The following is a 17939-nucleotide window of genomic DNA, read 5'->3' as shown; positions in this document are numbered from 1 at the left end:
CTTTCCGTGCAAGTTAAACATTTCCCTGGCTTATCTGCTTATGAACCTCTGTTTGAGGAGATGCGACGGTTTACTGAGCAACGTCACGATGATACGGAAGATCAAATCTGGCAGGTGGAGCATCTGCCAGTTTATACCTTAGGCCAGGCAGGAAAGCCAGAGCATATCTTAAACGCTAATAATATTCCCGTTATTCGCACTAATCGTGGTGGTCAGGTTACCTATCATGGACCAGGGCAGGTTGTTTTATATCCCTTAATAAATTTACATCGAGCTCATTTATTTGTACGAGAATACGTTAATGTGCTAGAAGAGGCGATTATTCAAACATTAACACAGTTTGGAATAACGACGGCTCAGCGTAAAGAGGGGGCTCCTGGTGTATATGTTCCTATGCCAGAGGGTGATTTAGCTAAGATTGCCGCCTTAGGTGTTAAAGTATCTAATGGTTGCACTTATCATGGGTTAGCACTAAATGTCGCCATGGATTTGTCTCCTTTTTATGGTATCAATCCATGTGGCTATGCTGGTTTACGAACCGTAGATATGAGAACCATGGGTATTCAAGCGGAGTGGCAAGAGGTAGCGGATGTATTGACACAAAAATTAATGCTAATCCTTCCACAACACCATAGCAATTAGAAGCAGAATTTCTTATCAAGGAAATTCAATGAAAATGTCACAATATACCGACAGCCAAGTCATGGTGATTCTTAAACAAGCCCAAACTGATATGCCTGTCTGTGTCAGATTTGGTAAGCGTCCGGTGAACTCCGATTGACTTCCGTTTTTAAACGTTCAATGCCCCGATTTTGTCGGGGCATTGTGTTAATTCTTGGTGTCGTTTGGCGCTTGCCAACGATGAGGCAGAAGCTCAGTAATGTCCTTCGCTTTCTGTGTCGGCAATCGTTCCAACACATCCTTAAGGTAAGCATAAGGGTCATGGCCATTGAGCTTAGCCGATTGAATTAACGACATCACCGCAGCCGCACGTCGACCCGCTTTCTCTGAACCTACAAAGAGCCAATTCTTGCGACCAATCGCGAGTGGACGTATCAAATTCTCTACCGCATTATTATCCATCGGCAGTTGAGCGTCTTCCAAGAGGCGCGTCAAGGCAAGCCAATTGTTCAGGCTGTAACGAATGGCTTTGGCGATCGCCGAGTTCGGCGGCACCAGCTCAAACTGACTACGCAACCACCTTTCTAATTGCTTAAGTGCCGGCTCCATGTGGCGTTGTCGATGGGCTAATCGCTCCGGTGGACTTAAGTTCCTGGCCTCGGCCTCGTAGTGATAAAGTCGTTGGATTTGTTGTAAGGCCTGTTCAGCCACTGAGCTGCCGTTGGCTTGGTAAATATCGTGGAATTTGCGACGCGCATGCGCCCAACATCCCCCCTCAATCACTTGCTCATCGGCAAAGAGGGCTTTATAACCGGCGTAATCATCACACATCAGACTACCGCGCCAATCGCCTAAGAATTCGCGGGCATGAGCGCCTGAGCGACCTGGCTTAAAGTCATAAATCACCGCTTTCATCTGCTCATAAGCACCCGGGGCATAGACCCAGAAATAACCACGTTGCGTTTTGCCCTTTTTATGGTGCATGTAAGTGATGGGTGTCTCATCGGCATGCAATACCGAATGCGAGAGCACCTCTTGGCGTAAAGCATCAACGAGCGGTTGTAACTGTGCGCCACAGGTGCCTACCCAATCCGCCAGCGTAGAACGGGCAATGCGTACACCGCTGCGCTCAAAGATGGCTTCTTGACGGTGCAACGGCAGATGGTCAGCATACTTCATGATCAGTACTGTCGCCAGCAGTCCGGTCGTTGCCAACCCCTTATCAATGATGTGAGGAGGTACCGGCGCTTGATTGAGGGTCTTGCAACAATCACACACGTATTTCGGACGAATGTGATTCTCCACGCTAAAAGTACCGGGCACATAATCCAGTTTCTGACTCACCTCATCCCCAAGATGACGCATCTCAGCACCACAACCACAGGTCGTGCTTTCCAACGCATAATGAATATCCACCGAGGGCAATTCCGCCGGCAAACGCATACGAGACGGTGTGCGAGGTGTGTGCTCTTGACCACTCATGGACGTTAATTGCTGACCGATGTTGTCTAACATCGTTTCTAGCTCAGCCAGATCCTCATAGGCGTCATCTTCAAAAAGTTTCGCTTGTAGGTCAGGGAGCTGTTCGCTACGTTTAGCAAAGTTGATACGTCTTAAGATCGCCAACTCCATCTTCACTTGTTCGTAAGCGCTCAGAACACGACGATAGGCCAGATCCTTTTCTTCCACCTGTGCTGCTTTTTTTACAATCAATGCGTCTTGTTGAGCAATTAAGGCTTGTTGTTGCAGCACGAGTTCGCGCAACTGCTCAGCAGTTAACTGGGACAAATCAGAGGAAAGAAAAGCAAAAGAATTCGGCATAAGACGTAGTATGCCTTATGCCGATAAAATAAGCGATACCGAGAATACCTAATTGACAAGATCGCCCCACTTAGCTCACGATCAAACTAACAATAACGATAGATACCGGCTTCACCTAAACGATGCCAAGGCAGCCCCAAGGCTAAGGCCTGCAGTTGTTCTGCCGACAGTGCCGGATTCATCCGTGAGCCTGCACCGTGAAAGCGTCCTTCATGTAGTCGACGAACACATAGCCACGACCCCATCGCATCGTGCATGAGTAATTTAAGAAGCGTGTGCGTGCGATTCATAAACACATAGGCTTCGTGAGGTGCCACCTGACCAAAGCGCTGAATTGCCTTAGTGCGCAAGGTATCCATCCCTGCTCGTAAATCTGTCGCCTCACTCACCAGGATGATTTTATCTAGTGCCAGTAGGCTAGACGCTTGCTCTTGAATTCCCACTCGTTGGGCGGTCTCGATACGCATTAAAGACGGCATTGATTTCTCCTAACATACACAAAACCATAGTGTCGCGCAATTTAGCAGGAATGAATACATGTGTTCACCGGACGCTTACCAGATTTGTGCCGAGTATGTTGGAGCAAATCATTGAATGGCGAGGGGCGAGGCAAGTCTACGCGCTTACGGTATGATATTAGTTAAGGCAAAAGTAATTTACGAAACGTTGGTTCAGCCAATACCTTAATGCAAGCAAGGCTACGTATCTTAGTGCCTTGATGACTCATCAGATTTGATTTAGCTAAATAATCCACTAAATACTCATTAATCGCTTCATAGACCTCAATTTCATAAGACTGTCGCTCTAATAAAGCTGATGCTGTCAGATACCAATCATCTTGTAATGCTGTCTGACCCGCATCTTTGCTAACCATACCAGCACAGCGTGCAATTGTCCAATATTCTAGGTCTTGGGGGACTAGATTGTGCGTATTAGCTATAGCTCCAAAACTTAAGCACAAAGAAAAAGCACAGACAATTAGCGTACTTTTAATACAATTAAATAAACTCATGGTAACTCCCATAAGTATGCTTCTTCAGGAACAAAACTACCATTGTCAGGACTTTCACTTAAATGACATGAGTCTGAACACTTCGTACCATTCCACAAAGTAATATGACCTTGAGCATCACCCCAACCTGTTCCTTTAACCACAAGAATACCTTTTTTATCTTTAAAATCGGTGTAACTGGGAGCCCCTTTTATAATTACCTCTGGTCGACCAAAAGTACTCTGAAAATATTCTATTGTTCCTACGACTCGATAAAGATACCACTGCCCATCGCGACCACTACTCATAGCAATATTCTGCTTTTTTGTTATCTGAAATCCTGTTTGATTCAAAACATGGCTAATACGAATAGGACAAGCATTATTAAATATTCCACTATCAATATTTGATTTTATTGCCCCCTATTAAATCCCCTACCATTTTTACAGGAACATTTACTGTTTCAAATGCCTGCCATGCTTCTCTAAACTTAGGTCTATTTACCATTTAATCCTCGATAATTTTAAAACGTAAATTATTGCTTATTAAGCGTTTTGAGAAATGTAGCAATAATGTATTAGATTATTTTTACAGAATTATTATATTTTTATTACTTATAATATATTTAATCTTGAGACCTATTGCACCACAGAATAATAAGCCTCCCCCATAGCGTATTCGGATGATCCGTCATTGCTCCAATAAATTTATTGACTTTTTAATAACTTAGCGGCTTCAATGGCAAAATAAGTCAATATACCGTCAGCACCAGCACGTTTAAATGCTAATAAAGACTCCATCATCACTTTGTCATGGTCTAACCAGCCATTTTGAGAGGCGGCTTTAATCATGGCATATTCGCCGCTGACTTGATAAGCGTAAGTAGGCATTTTGAAGTGATCTTTCACTTCACGCAGAATGTCCAAATAGGGCATGCCGGGCTTCACCATGACTAAATCAGCACCTTCTTTGATATCAGCAGCCACTTCTCTTAGGGCCTCATAACGATTTGCTGGATCGATTTGGTAAGTCATTTTGTTAGATTTACCTAAATTGCTAGCAGAGCCTACCGCATCTCTAAAAGGACCATAAAAGGCACTGGCGTATTTCGCTGAATAGGCCATGATGCGAGTATAGATAAAATTATTACTTTCTAAGGCATGACGGATAGCACCAATGCGACCGTCCATCATATCACTGGGCGCAACATAATCGGCACCAGCTTCTGCTTGTGTAAGAGCTTGTTGACATAATACTCTGACAGTTTCGTCATTTAATACATAGCCCTCATCATTTAAAATACCGTCTTGACCATGGCTAGTATATGGGTCAAGAGCCACATCACAAAGAATACCTAGCTCAGGAAATTCTTTTTTTAGTGCGCGCACGGTGCGAGGAATTAGCCCATCTGGATTTGTCGCTTCGATGCCGTCAGGTGTTTTTAAGCTATTTTCAATTGATGGAAATAAGGCTAATACAGGGATGCCGAGTTTCACACATTCTTCTGCAACGGGCAACAAAGTATCAATTGAGTAGCGTACAATGCCTGGCATTGATGGAATATCTTGCAAGCTACCCGTGCCTTCTTGCACAAATACGGGATAAATAAAATCATCTGTGCTTAATGTTGTTTCACGTACTAAGCGTCTAGAGAAATCATCCTTACGATTACGACGAGGACGACTGTATGGGAAATCAGGGGTAATAATACTCATTATTCTGCCTTTGGTTGTATCCAATTGATAATTTGCTCAGCAGTTTCATCAATACCAATACGGTTAGTTGCTGAGAAAGGAATAACTTTTAATGCGCCTATCTTTTGCAAATCCTTGGTCACGGCAAATACTGCACGCATGCGTTGCCCATAAGGAAGCTTATCGGCTTTGGTTAGCAGTACGAGCGTCGGAATACCTGAGGGTGCAATCCATTCTGCTAAACGTCGGTCTAATTCTGTCACCCCACGGCGAATATCAATCAACAAGACGATACCTGCGAGGGAGCGGCGATCTCTCAAATAAGCACCAAGAACATCAGCCCATTCTTCACGCGTATTTTGAGCAACAGAAGCATAGCCATAACCAGGTAAATCGACCAAAAAACCCATAGCGTGTTCAGGGCTATCTGGATTTGGAATGCCGAACATATTAATCAGACGGGTTCTACCAGGTGTTTTACTTGAAAAAGCGAGTTTTTTTTGATTTGCTAGTATATTGATCGCTGATGATTTGCCAACATTAGAGCGCCCGACAAAACAAACCTCGGGAACAGAGGCGTCAGGTAATTGATTCAGTTTTGCTGCTGAAACAAAGAACTTAGTTTGATGTAAAATTGACACAAGAGTCCTAACGTTAGTCAGTTATAAACCATTATTGTATAATATCCAGCATAAAAGTAAGTAAAATTACAGTAATCAGTTTATACTCATGTATTAAATGCTTATTTTTGGCTAAAATAAGTGGATATATTTGTATAGTAGTGTCAAAAATTTAAAGATGGATCGTTAATCGAGGGTCTAAATGAAACAGGTTTTTACTAAAGTTTTACTAGCAAGTGGTCTAGTAATGGGTTTAACAGCAGGTGCTGCACAAGCACAAAACGCGACTACACCAGATATTAAGCGTGGTGAAACTTTATTTACTCAGGGTGATGTACAACGTGGTATCTTGGCCTGTGTAGCCTGTCACGGACAAGCTGGTACGAGTGCCATAGCTATGTATCCACACTTAGCAGGTATGCCAGCGGGTTATATCGTTAGCCAACTCAAAAATTTCCAAGTCGCTGAGGGTGCAGATCGCAGTGCACGTATGAATATTGACGGTTCACCAACGGCAATGGCTCCTATCGTGGCTAAAATGACTGAGCAAGATATGAACGATTTAGCGGCATATATTTCTAAACAGAAATTATCTAAACCAGCTTTTGCTCAACATGCTGCTGATATAGCGTTTGTTCATCGTGGTCGTGAAATTTGGCGTGCAGGTATTCCTGAGCGCCATGTGCCTGCTTGTGCTTCCTGTCATGGTGCCGAAGGGCAAGGTATGCCAGAGCAATTCCCATTCTTGTCTGGTCAACATCCTGAATACATTCTTTCTCAATTGCATTCATTTGCAGAAGGTGCTCGTACACATGGTGGTGCCGAGAATATGATGGGTACAATTGCTAACCGTATGAGCAATGCCGATATGAAAGCTGTTGCAGATTATGCAGCAGGTATTCGCTAATTTTTTTAGATTTACAAAATAAAAGTTATCATGCTTTAAGTGGCATGATGGAGGGGATGCCGTCACGGTATCCCTTTGTTTTATGAAAATTTTATTGTAACAATGCAAAAATATAAACGTCGTTGGGGGGCAGAGCTGTTAGAACTATTTGGTTCAATGCGCTTTGCGATCTATTTGCTGATGATTATCTGTATTGCAAGTGCAATAGGCACTTTGTTAGAGCAGAATCGTGAAGAAATTTTTTATATAGACCGCTTCGGTACGTATTGGTACCAAGTATTTAGTAAATTTAGCGTTAGCCAGATTTATAATACTTGGTGGTTTCTTGTTGTCATGGCATTTTTGGTTATTTCGACTAGCTTATGTTTGATACGTAATGTTCCTAAGTTTGTTAAAGAAATGCGCTCTTTTAAAGAGTATGTTCGCCAAAGTAGTCTAAAAGCCTTTCCTCATAAAATTGATATCCAAACACCTTACACTGCTGACCAAGCAGTGAATATGTCCAAAGTCTGGCTTAAAAAACAAGGTTATGCCTTTAAAGAGAAAGTAGAAGGTGAGACAGTTCTCTTGGCCTCTAGAAAAGGTAGTTCGAATCGTCTAGGTTATATTTTTGCGCATTTAGCAATTGTAGTTATTTGTATTGGTGGCTTACTAGATAGTGAGCTACCTAATCGATTGCAAATTTGGTTTGGGCATAAACAGCCCATCCCGGCAGAGGCAAAATTTGTATCAGACTTGTCACCTGCCTCAAAATTTGGTGTGCATAATTTATCATTCCGTGGGAATGTTTCTATCAGTGAGGGTGATAGTTCTAATTATGCTTTATTGGCTCTAGGCGAAGACACTTTCTTGCAAAACTTGCCCTTCGATATCAAATTAAATAAATTTATTATCGAATATTACCAAATGAATGGTATGCCTAAGCGATTTGCAAGTGATGTAACTATTACCGACCATGAAACAGGTAAATCAGAGAACCAGATTATTGAAGTTAATCACCCCTACCAATTACATGGAGTCACCTTATATCAATCCAGTTTTAATGACGGTGGTTCAAAATTAACCTTAAAAACATATGCGTTGAAAGAAGACAAAGATCCGAACCTAGAGCTTAAAACGAGAGTGGGTCAAACTTCGGCGATTACAACTATGGTGGATGGAAAGCCACAAACATATCAATTAAGAGTGGATGACTTTAGACCAATTAATGTTGAAAATCTAAGTACACCTGAATCATTAGCAAAACCTAAAAATTTCCAAGAGCAAATTTTGGCTGTGACAGGAAGTGCAGCAAGTAAACATAATGCTAATTTGCATAATGTTGGGCCCTTGGTTAAATATACGCTGACTGATGATAAAAATCAGTCTGTACAATATCAAAACTATATGTTACCAGTGGAGTTAGATGGTAAGTTGGTATTTTTGATTGGTTTAAAATTACCTACAGATGCTGGGTTTAGTTATATTCGGATTCCTGCTGATGAAAAAACTTCTATGGATGAATTTTTTGCTTTAAAAGAGGCGCTAGAAAACCCAGAGATGCGTCTTAAAGCGGCACAAGCTTATGCTGCTAGAGTAGATGATCCAAGAATTGACCGTAAGAATATTGTCGCTTTGGCAGATAGGGCGTTAGGAATATTTGCTAAAAGTGGTTTTAAGGGTATTGATGATTATGTAGATGGCGTGGGTGTACCAGAAGCAGAACGAGTGCCTGCTAATATCCGTGAACCAATGAAAGGTATTTTACGTGATTACCTAGTGTTCTCTGCAATTGATTTACGTAATATGGCACGTGAAAAAATAGGCTTACCTGTGTTAAATTACGTTAATCAGGACGATGCAGAAAAACAAGCGATGTGGTTTGATACAGCTATTCGTGCGTTATCAGATATTTCATTTTACCCAGCACCTGTGGTATTACAGTTAAAGACTTTCGAGCATATTCAAGGCACTGTTCTACAAGCAACACGCTCCCCTGGTAAATATGTTGTGTATTTAGGCTGTTTGTTTCTGATACTAGGTGTTTTTCAAATGTTTTATGTCAGGGAACGACGCTTATGGTTGTGGGTGGTACCTAGTGAGCACGGTAGTGAAATCAAGGCAGCTATGTCATCACAAAAACGAACAATGGATTTCTTGAAAGAGTTTGAGAAGTTCAAACAAGATTTTTCTGAGTTAGAAAGGAAATAATATGTCAGGACAAGTATTGGATCAACAAGGGGCTACTATGTATCCGTCAGATAAATGGATAGAGAAAGTCAATGGTGATAAGAATCTGAAAAGACGATTAGATTGGACTGATGCTGTGTTTTTTGCTGTGCTTGTGGCGGCTGTGGGATATATTTTCTCTCAATGGTCACAAAAAATGGATATCTACGAGCAGGGTATTCTTGCTGTTGTACCAGTAATCTTAGTGTGGTTAGGCTGGTTATGGCGTCCATTAAGAACATTATTCCTAGGTGTATTTGTTATCACGTTATTTTCATTATGGTTATATGACGGTGACTTAGCAAATGCACAAAAAAAATTCTTACTCAAATATTTGATTTCTTCCCAGTCCGCTATTTTATGGATGTCTGCTTTGTTTTTTATGGCAACAGTGGCGTATTGGATTTCTTATTTTAGTCCTAAATTTGATTGGATGGGTAGTATCTTTACCTGGGCTGCAGTCGTATTAGGCTTTGTTGGATTATTAGTCCGTTGGCGTGAAGGGCATTTAATTGCTGCTGATATGGGACACATTCCTGTTAGTAACTTATATGAGGTATTTGTTTTATTCTGTTTAATTACAGCAATGTTCTACCTGTACTATGAAAAACGCTATAACACGAGGGCGTTGGGAGCATTCGTATTATTGGTGATTTCGTCTGCGGTGATTTTCTTGATGTGGTATACCTTTGAACGCGATGCGGCTACTATTGGACCGTTGAATAATGCGCTAAACAGTTGGTGGATGAAACTTCATGTTCCTGCTAATTTTATCGGCTATGGTACTTTTGCATTGTCAGCTATGGTAGGATTTGCATATTTAGTTAAGCATTACGCCAATACAAACTCATGGGCGAGTATGATCCCTTTGCTAATTATTGGTGCTGGTCTAATTGCTGAAGTATTTATTTTTGGTGATCGAGGTGGTGTATCGGTTTTCTGGGTAGTTTATTTTGGTATTAGTTTGGTGATTGTTGCTTTAATTTTGATGCTAAGAAAAAGAATTGCCGCACGCTTACCTTCGTTTGAAATACTAGATGATATTATGTATCGTGCGATTGCTGTTGGTTTTGCATTCTTTACCGTTGCAACTGTGTTAGGTGCATTCTGGGCGGCTGATGCGTGGGGGACATATTGGCAATGGGACCCTAAAGAGACTTGGGCATTGGTGGTATGGCTTAATTATGCCGCATGGTTGCATTTACGTCTAATGAAAGGGATGCGTGGTGTTGCTGCCGCTTATTGGGCATTAGCTGGCTTAGTGATTACAACCTTTGCATTTATTGGGGTAAATATTTTCTTATCTGGATTGCATTCTTATGGTCAGCTGTAAGAAATAGTTGAAAAAGGAGCTCAGTGAGCTCCTTTTTTTCGATGGTCCAAGCAAGTTAGATAACGAACCGTTGTATCTATATATTGATATTACTCTACGGCTTAGACTTTTAAGGAATGAAGTCTAAGTAGAATAGATAAGATTTAAATCTGAACAGTTAATGATTTACCTGTTAAACCAGAGCAGAGTTCAGCTATTTGCTCACCAAGATTGGCGCCTTCTTCACGTGTGTTAACCCAATGTTCACCTTCTAAGCGGTAGTGAAAGGCTCCACTAGGAGCAGCTAACCACATTTCTTGTAAAGGAGTTTGTGCATTGATGACGACATGGTGTTTATTATTAAAGATTAGGGTTAGAACATAGCCTTCTTTTTTGGCATCAACATCAATATCTAGGTTTTCAAACCAGTCATCAGCTTGGCGTTGAATATTATTTATAATCTTATCAGCACGGACAAGAAATTCTGTTTCTGTCATAATTAAACTCTCTAGATAATCATTTTTTTAGGAAGTAAGCGATGGTAATCAATACCATAACGCATCGTAAAAAACTTATTGTAACCCTCATTTTAGTATGTGTGGGTGTTTCTGCGTGTGGATTTAAGGCTCCACTCTATTATCCAACTCCTGCACAACGTGCGGAGCTAGAAGCTAAAGAAAAGCGTATTCAGGCTCGCAAAGAAGCGCGCAGAGCGCAAGAACGAGCAGAAAGAGAAGCTCGTAAAGCACAAGCAGAAAAAGAGGCTCAACAGGCCTCTGAACATACTCGTCAATCCGATAGTAACTCAAATTAAGCCGTATGAATACATTACCCACACCTGTAGGAAGCCCTTTTTTTCATTACCAAGATAATCAATTATTTGTAGAAAATTGTTCTGTTAACGATATAGCAAAAGAGTTTGGAACACCATTATATGTTTACTCTAAAGCTGCACTGAAAGCACACTGGCAGTTGTATCAACAGATAATAGATACGTATAAAAAGGTTTTGGTTTGTTATGCGGTTAAAGCTAACTCTAATCTAGCCATTCTACATCAGTTTGCACAATTGGGATCTGGCTTTGATATTGTTTCAGGGGGAGAGCTGGCGAGAGCGCTCAAAGCAGGTGCAGACCCACAAAAAATTATTTTTTCTGGGGTCGGTAAACAGACATGGGAAATTGAGGCGGCTTTAAATGCAGGGATTAAATGCTTTAATATTGAATCAATTCCTGAACTAGACTTACTGGCTATGGTAGCACAGCAGTTGAATAAAACAGCGGCTATTTCGTTACGTGTAAATCCTGATGTTGATGCAAAAACACATCCCTATATCTCGACTGGTTTGAAAGAAAATAAATTTGGTGTCGATATTAATGTCGCCGTCAGTATTTATAAAAAAGCACAATCATTAGCTAATATTGAGATTGTTGGAGTTGATTGTCATATTGGTTCGCAAATTACAGAAATTTCACCTTTTGCGGATACTGCTGATAAGCTCATTGCTTTATTGGATGCTCTTAAAGCTGAGGGGATTGTGCTAAAACATGTGGATATTGGTGGAGGGTTAGGAATCACTTATACGGATGAGAGACCAGCTAAGCCAGTAGAAATGGTTAATATTGTGATGCAGAAATTAATTCAAGCAGGTTATGGTGATGTAGAGTTAATTTTGGAGCCTGGTCGATCCTTAGTTGGCAATATAGGAATTTTGGTGGCTCAAGTGCAGTTTGTCAAAGATACTGAGGCCAAGAATTTTGCGATTGTAGATGCGGCGATGAATGATTTAATTCGCCCAACGCTTTATGATGCTTATCACGGTGTATTAGCTGTGCAAGAAGGGAAGGATAAAGCTAAACAAACGGTTGATATCGTCGGTCCTATTTGTGAGTCAGGTGATTGGTTAGCCAAAGATCGCCAACTCGCTGTAGAGCGTGGTGACTATTTAGTCATTGAGTCTGCTGGTGCATATGGTTTTACGATGTCAAGTCAATATAATACACGTCCAAGAGCTGCAGAAATATTAGTGGATGGTGATCAATGTCATGTGATTCGAGAGCGTGAAACAATTGAACAATTATTAGCATTAGAGCATATTGTAGATTAAGCTTTTACAATCATAATAACGTATCTTTCATTGAGTCTTCGAATAAGAAACCCGTTACAGCAAATGCAAGTAACGGGTTTTTATTTATATCAATGATTAGAAGCGGATAGGAGGTCCACCAGTAGGGTTAAAGGATTGGATTAGATTTCCAATAGGGTCACTGGAAGGACTGCTGGGCTTATATGGATTATATGCTTTGCCTGTCTCTGAACTTGGTGCAGCGGAGATATTGCCGATGGTTGCCACAGCTTTGCCTTGAGGGAATTCCTTAAAGTAAAAATTTTCCCCTGATTTAACGAGACCATCAGGCATTTTACCTACAGGTACGACAGGAACGTTAACTAAGGCTTTGCGCATAAAATCTAACCAAATAGGTAATGCTGCACCACCACCTGTTTCACGATCGCCTAAGGAAGTTGGTTGGTCAAAACCTAGCCAAGTTGCAGCCACAAGTTTAGGTGTATAGCCTACAAACCATGCATCTACTGAACGATTGGTGGTCCCTGTTTTGCCTGCTACATCTGGACGCCCTAATGAAGAGGCCGCTCTCGCTGTACCTGAACGCACGATCCCACGTAAAATGTCATTCATTACATAAGCTGTGCGAGGATCCATAACACGATTCTTTTCATCACCAGCTTTGGCAGGTGAGGTTTTCATAATCACAATTGGTTTTTGACCATTAGGTACATTAATATCTTCAACATAGTCAATTAAGTAAGGGTTGATACGATACCCACCATTAGCAAAAATAGAATACGCTGTTGCCATTTGAAGAGGCGTTACGCTACCAGCGCCTAATGCCATCGTTAAGTAAGCACCTTTGGGTGGTTGACGGTCCATATCAAAGCCTAAACGGCTGACAAAGCTAGAAGCAAAATCTGGACCAACAGCCTCTAATACGCGAATAGACACCATGTTTTTAGATTTATAAAGACCTTGCCTAAATGTTTGGCTGGCTGTGTAAGAGTTGCCGGCATTTTTAGGTGTCCAAGGTTTGCTACCAGTTTGACGGGCTGATAAAAAGAAAGGTTGGTCAGAAATCTGTGTTTCTGGGGTAATGCCTCTTTCCAAACCAGCAGCATAGATAAATGGTTTAAAAGTAGACCCAGGTTGACGCCATGCTTGAGTTACTCGATTAAAGTCGCCTAAGTTAAAGTCAAAACCACCAATCATTGCCTTGATTGCTCCATCTTCTGGGCTAATGGCAACAAGGGCGGATTGAACAATAGGTATATTAATAATGCCCCATGCGCCACTCCGTAATTTCTCAAGATAGACGACAGATCCGCGTTTGATAATACGAGAAGCAGATGCCTTGCTTGATAATGAACGTTTGGCATAATTTAATGACTCACCTGTCAAGTCAATGGGTTTACCAGGGTTTCGCATCACAACAACTTTATTAGGTGAGGCAGAAAGAACGACAGCTGAAAGAAGATCTCCACTATCTGGATGCTTTTCATGCATAGATTGTAAGAACTCACTCATTTTAAGACTATCATTTTCTAAGCCAGCAGGTAGATCAAGTTGTGCTGCAGGACCTGTATAAGCTCTCTTACGAGTGTAGTTTAATAAACCACGTCTTACCGCATCGTAAGCCGCTTTTTGTTCATCAGAATGAACAGTCGTGTAAACTCTTAAACCTCGACCATAAAGATTATTTCCATATTGTGTATGCATTAATTGGCGCGCCAATTCTGCTACATATTGACCATGTAAAGCAACTTTTTCTTGTTGTTCATCTTGAGCCATATTACGAACAACTAATTTTTCAGCCATCGCTTGATCATATTGTGCTTTAGTAATGTAATTGAGTTGCAGCATACGATTGAGAACGTAGTGCTGACGCACGATAGTCGCTTTGAGGTTACTACGAGGGTTAGTGCGTGACGGTGATTTTGGTACACTGGCTAGTGCTGCTGCCTCGGCAAGAGTAATCTCAGATAATGGCTTGCCAAAGTAAGTTCTAGATGCGGCAGCAAATCCATAAGAGCGATGACCTAAATAAATTTGGTTCATATAAAGCTCAAGAATTTGGTCTTTGGTTAGATTCTTCTCAATTTTATAGGTCAGCAATAATTCATAAAATTTACGAGTAAATTTCTTTTCAGAAGATAGATAGAAATTACGCGCTAATTGCATCGTGATAGTACTTGCCCCTTGAGTTTTAGCGCCTGTTGTTAAGTTGGCAAGCACAGCACGACCTACGCCCATCCAATCAACACCACCATGTTGATAGAAGCTGTCATCCTCAGCGGATAATAGGGCATGACGCATAACTTCAGGGATTTCACGTAAATTTAAAACGTTGCGACGTTCATCACCATATTCAGCTAATAAAACCTTATCGGCAGAATAAATAAAGACAGGTAAACGTGGACGATATTCGGTCATCGCCTTTAGGTCAGGTAAGGATGTCCAAGTTAATTGAACGGCTAAAATACCTAATAATAGAAAAGCAAAAGCGATACCTGCTAGAAAAACTAGAGGTTTAAGAATAAAACGGCTAACAAAAGAGCCCTTTGGTGGTGATGTTGATTCAGTATTCATGCCCGGTTATGCTATCCGAAAAGAATTAAGATAGTTGATTTTATCACTTGTCATGGTAAACCTGCTTTTTGAAACACCTTAAATAGCAGATTAAAGGGAAAAATTAACACTAATTTTCAGATTGTTGACAAACAGTTATGTTTAAATTTGATGTGTAGGTTTATTACTGAGAACAAAAAAATCAATAATGTCTGATTGATGATGAAAATCCGTACACTGAAAATGCTATTTTATCGATAGCCTGAAAATTAATAATAATTTTGTTATAAAAGCAAGAAATTCGTTGGCTAATGTTAATATTCAATCAGTATAAAATATTTTTCACGACGATGAGTAAAAAACAGGAAAATAACAAGAATCTATCACCATGTGTTATTTTGATTGGCATGATGGGTGCAGGTAAAACAACCATAGGACGGGCGTTGGCTCGTGAGTTAGGCGTTGAGTTTGTGGATTTAGACCATGAAATTGTGCGTCGTTGTGGTGTCGAAATTCCTATTATTTTTGATATTGAGGGAGAAGAAGGCTTTCGTAAAAGAGAAACAGCCGTATTGTCGGAGTTAGTTACACAGCCTAATATTGTATTGGCTACTGGGGGGGGAGCTATTATGGCAGCGTGTAACCAAGAATTATTGAAGAAGGGCAAAGTTATTTATTTGAAAGCTAGTTTAGATGAATTATTTGCACGTATCTCTAAAGATACAGGACGCCCTTTATTACAAACAGAGAATCCCAAGCAAAAGCTTGAGCAATTATTGACTCTACGTATGCCGATTTATGAACGTTTAGCCAATATTACGATGGAAACTTCAACAGGCAATATCCATACAACAGTCAAGCAACTAAAGAAAGCACTTTTAGATGAAGGAGTAATTAGTCATGAGCATTGTTAATGTAAATGTTGCAGGAGGGAGCTATCCCATCCATATTGCACCTAATATCCTACAACAATTAGCTACATCGGTTCCGGAGAATGCGAGCAGCATAGTTCTTATCACTAATAGTACGGTAATGCCTTTATATGGAGATGTCGCTAAAAAAAGCCTAGCTGTTTGTGCCAAACCTTTACATGTATTGGAATTACATGACGGTGAAGCATTTAAAACCCAAGAAACCTTAAATACTATTTATACCTTTTTACTATCGAAAAAAGTTGATCGCAAAGCAATTATTGTTGCTCTCGGCGGTGGGGTTATTGGTGATATTAGTGGCTATGCTGCCGCAACTTATATGCGAGGTGTTCGCTTTATTCAGGTACCAACCACCTTGTTAGCTCAAGTGGATTCTTCAGTCGGTGGCAAAACAGCAGTAAATCATCCCCTAGGGAAAAATATGATTGGTGCGTTTTACCAGCCTATTGCTGTAGATATTGATGTTAATGTACTCAAAACCTTACCTCCACGAGAAATTTCTGCTGGATTGGCTGAAGTGATTAAATATGGCATGATTTTAGATGCTGATTTTTTCACATGGTGTGAGGAAAATGTGGAAAAATTAAAGGCACTTGATGCTGAAGCAATTTCCTATGCCATTCACCGCTCTTGTGAGTTAAAAGCGTATGTGGTGGGGGAGGATGAAAAAGAAACAGGGCTACGAGCTATTTTAAATTTAGGTCATACATTTGGACACGCTATTGAAACCGCACTAGGCTATGGTGAATGGTTGCATGGTGAGGCTGTGGGGTGTGGCATGGTGCAAGCGGCAGAATTATCAGCACAAACCTTAGGCTTACCTAGGGAGGATGTCGAACGTATTAGAAACTTGGTGAAAGCCATCGGTTGTCCAACGCAAGCTCCTAATTTAGGGACGAATAAATGGATTGAGTTAATGCAGATTGATAAAAAAGCGGAAGGTGGAAAAATCAAATTTGTGTTACTACCAAAAATAGGTGAGGCTATTGTGCGAACAGTGCCTTCTGAAGATTTAGGTATAGCATTGAGCAAAACCGTAAAAGCATAAGGAATAAGGGTAATAAAACACATGACACTAGCTAGCTATGCAAGTCTTGAGAGCCAAACAAAAGGAAGATTGCATCCAGAACAGGAGGATCCTAGACGTAGTCCCTATCAACGTGATCGCGATAGGATTATTCACTGTGGTGCTTTTCGTCGCCTTGAATACAAAACACAAGTGTTTGTTAATCATGAGGGCGATTTATTTCGGACACGTTTAACGCATAGCTTAGAAGTGGCACAAATTGGTCGAGCCATTGCTCGTAATCTTTCGCTAAATGAAGACTTAGTAGAGGCGATAGCATTGGCTCATGATTTAGGACATACGCCCTTTGGTCATGCTGGTCAAGATGCATTGAATGACTGTATGCGAGAGTTTGCGCCAGAGATTGGTGGCTTTGAACATAATTTGCAAAGTTTGCGCATTGTAGACGAATTAGAAGAACGCTATGCCAGTTTTAATGGGTTGAATCTGAGCTTTGAAACAAGAGCAGGTATTTTGAAGCATTGCTCTGCGAGAAATGCACGCGAATTAGGTGCTGTTGCACAACGATTTTTAGACAGGACACAGCCTAGTTTAGAGGCACAATTAACCAATCTAGCTGACGGTATTGCTTATAACAATCATGATATTGATGATGGTATTCGTTCTGGTTTACTAACATTGGAGCAAATGCGGGAAGTTCCTATTTTTAATGAACATTACGAGCGAGTGATGTGGACTTATCCAGATGTTAAAAAAGGACGGCGTGTTATTTCTGAGACCATTAGAAGCATGATTAATACGCTTATTGTAGATTTAACACAAACGACATTATCGAATATTAGTAAACATCAGATTAAAACCATTGAAGATGTGCATCATGCACCTATGTTGGTATCTTTTTCTCCAGCTATTGCAGAACAAGAAATTGAGTTAAAAAAATTCTTGATGGAAAATCTCTATCGGCATTATAAAGTGATGCGAATGACAGCTAAAGCTACTATGATCATTCAAGAGTTGTTCAAAGCATTTTTGCTCAATCCTAAACTATTGCCTGTTGATTATCAGCGAGAAGATAAGATTGAGCAGCAACGAGCTATTGCCGATTATATTGCAGGCATGACGGATAGGTATGCTATGCGCGAATATCGTCAATTATTTGAGGTGTAAA

17 protein-coding genes are annotated in these 17939 nt (G+C 40.7%); 9 read left to right on the top strand and 8 right to left on the bottom strand.

Features of this window, described 5'->3' with window-relative positions; genetic code table 11:
• Positions 1 to 6: 6 nt before the first annotated feature.
• On the top strand, positions 7 to 642 hold the full coding sequence (lipB, locus tag BQ4443_RS11255) for a lipoyl(octanoyl) transferase LipB (protein WP_256331022.1): 636 nt from the start codon (positions 7 to 9) through the stop codon (positions 640 to 642).
• Positions 643 to 828: 186 nt separating this feature from the next.
• Here the strand turns inward: lipB and BQ4443_RS11250 are convergent, their stop codons facing one another.
• From BQ4443_RS11250 to yihA, 6 genes are all read right to left on the bottom strand, one after another.
• The gene (locus tag BQ4443_RS11250) at positions 829 to 2442 is read right to left on the bottom strand and encodes an IS66 family transposase (protein WP_143000615.1); all 1614 of its coding nucleotides are present in this window, start codon (positions 2440 to 2442) and stop codon (positions 829 to 831) included.
• An 86-nt stretch (positions 2443 to 2528) separates the two neighbouring features.
• On the bottom strand, positions 2529 to 2921 hold the full coding sequence (gene tnpB, locus BQ4443_RS11245; RefSeq protein WP_083331814.1) for an IS66 family insertion sequence element accessory protein TnpB: 393 nt from the start codon (positions 2919 to 2921) through the stop codon (positions 2529 to 2531).
• 161 nt (positions 2922 to 3082) lie between these two features.
• The gene (locus tag BQ4443_RS11240; RefSeq protein WP_023951266.1) at positions 3083 to 3454 is read right to left on the bottom strand and encodes a hypothetical protein; all 372 of its coding nucleotides are present in this window, start codon (positions 3452 to 3454) and stop codon (positions 3083 to 3085) included.
• Positions 3451 to 3786, bottom strand: a complete 336-nt coding sequence (locus tag BQ4443_RS11235) for a T6SS effector amidase Tae4 family protein (protein ID WP_218118052.1) — start codon at positions 3784 to 3786, stop codon at positions 3451 to 3453. The genes BQ4443_RS11240 and BQ4443_RS11235 overlap by 4 nt, the downstream gene beginning before the upstream one ends.
• Before the next feature lie 354 nt (positions 3787 to 4140).
• Positions 4141 to 5148, bottom strand: coding sequence for a porphobilinogen synthase (hemB, locus tag BQ4443_RS11230; protein ID WP_031274621.1), 1008 nt, complete (start codon positions 5146 to 5148; stop codon positions 4141 to 4143).
• Positions 5148 to 5768: a ribosome biogenesis GTP-binding protein YihA/YsxC gene (yihA, locus tag BQ4443_RS11225; protein ID WP_023951272.1), complete on the bottom strand. Its 621-nt coding sequence runs from the start codon at positions 5766 to 5768 to the stop codon at positions 5148 to 5150. The genes hemB and yihA overlap by 1 nt, the downstream gene beginning before the upstream one ends.
• Positions 5769 to 5949: 181 nt before the next feature.
• On the opposite strand from yihA, the gene BQ4443_RS11220 reads away from it, so the two are divergent.
• The 3 genes from BQ4443_RS11220 to ccsB all read left to right on the top strand — a co-directional run bounded on the left by BQ4443_RS11220 (position 5950) and on the right by ccsB (position 10195).
• On the top strand, positions 5950 to 6654 hold the full coding sequence (locus BQ4443_RS11220) for a c-type cytochrome (protein WP_071059150.1): 705 nt from the start codon (positions 5950 to 5952) through the stop codon (positions 6652 to 6654).
• 102 nt (positions 6655 to 6756) lie between these two features.
• Positions 6757 to 8844, top strand: coding sequence for a cytochrome c biogenesis protein ResB (locus tag BQ4443_RS11215; protein ID WP_256331021.1), 2088 nt, complete (start codon positions 6757 to 6759; stop codon positions 8842 to 8844).
• Positions 8845 to 8881: 37 nt separating this feature from the next.
• Entirely contained in the window at positions 8882 to 10195 is a 1314-nt protein-coding gene (ccsB, locus tag BQ4443_RS11210; RefSeq protein ID WP_071059295.1) for a c-type cytochrome biogenesis protein CcsB, read from the top strand.
• A 143-nt stretch (positions 10196 to 10338) separates the two neighbouring features.
• On the opposite strand, the gene cyaY is transcribed toward ccsB, so the two are convergent.
• Entirely contained in the window at positions 10339 to 10671 is a 333-nt protein-coding gene (gene cyaY, locus BQ4443_RS11205; protein ID WP_071059148.1) for an iron donor protein CyaY, read from the bottom strand.
• A gap of 41 nt (positions 10672 to 10712) precedes the next feature.
• Between cyaY and BQ4443_RS11200 the strand changes: the two genes are divergently transcribed.
• Complete coding sequence (locus BQ4443_RS11200; RefSeq protein ID WP_023951283.1) at positions 10713 to 10988, top strand: LPS translocon maturation chaperone LptM; 276 nt, start codon at positions 10713 to 10715, stop codon at positions 10986 to 10988.
• A gap of 5 nt (positions 10989 to 10993) precedes the next feature.
• Complete coding sequence (gene lysA / locus BQ4443_RS11195; RefSeq protein ID WP_071059146.1) at positions 10994 to 12280, top strand: diaminopimelate decarboxylase; 1287 nt, start codon at positions 10994 to 10996, stop codon at positions 12278 to 12280.
• 96 nt (positions 12281 to 12376) lie between these two features.
• Here lysA and BQ4443_RS11190 read toward each other — a convergent pair whose 3' ends face one another.
• Positions 12377 to 14833 (bottom strand): penicillin-binding protein 1A, encoded by a 2457-nt coding sequence (locus BQ4443_RS11190; RefSeq protein ID WP_071059144.1) that lies wholly within the window; start codon positions 14831 to 14833, stop codon positions 12377 to 12379.
• 329 nt (positions 14834 to 15162) lie between these two features.
• On the opposite strand from BQ4443_RS11190, the gene BQ4443_RS11185 reads away from it, so the two are divergent.
• From BQ4443_RS11185 to BQ4443_RS11175, 3 genes are read left to right on the top strand one after another with little or no spacing between them, the layout of a single operon-like run.
• Entirely contained in the window at positions 15163 to 15726 is a 564-nt protein-coding gene (locus BQ4443_RS11185; protein ID WP_031274627.1) for a shikimate kinase, read from the top strand.
• Positions 15713 to 16792, top strand: a complete 1080-nt coding sequence (gene aroB, locus BQ4443_RS11180) for a 3-dehydroquinate synthase (protein ID WP_071059142.1) — start codon at positions 15713 to 15715, stop codon at positions 16790 to 16792. The genes BQ4443_RS11185 and aroB overlap by 14 nt, the downstream gene beginning before the upstream one ends.
• Positions 16793 to 16813: 21 nt before the next feature.
• A complete protein-coding gene (locus BQ4443_RS11175) occupies positions 16814 to 17938 on the top strand; it encodes a deoxyguanosinetriphosphate triphosphohydrolase (RefSeq protein WP_023951290.1) in 1125 nt (374 codons plus the stop codon).
• Position 17939: the final 1 nt, after the last annotated feature.

It is taken from the genome of Pelistega sp. MC2 (assembly GCF_900099475.1).
In the GTDB taxonomy this organism is placed as follows: Bacteria; Pseudomonadota; Gammaproteobacteria; order Burkholderiales; family Burkholderiaceae_B; genus Taylorella; species Taylorella indica.
The sequence above is the reverse complement of the archived record's forward strand: the minus strand, read 5'-3'. Positions and strand labels throughout refer to the sequence as shown.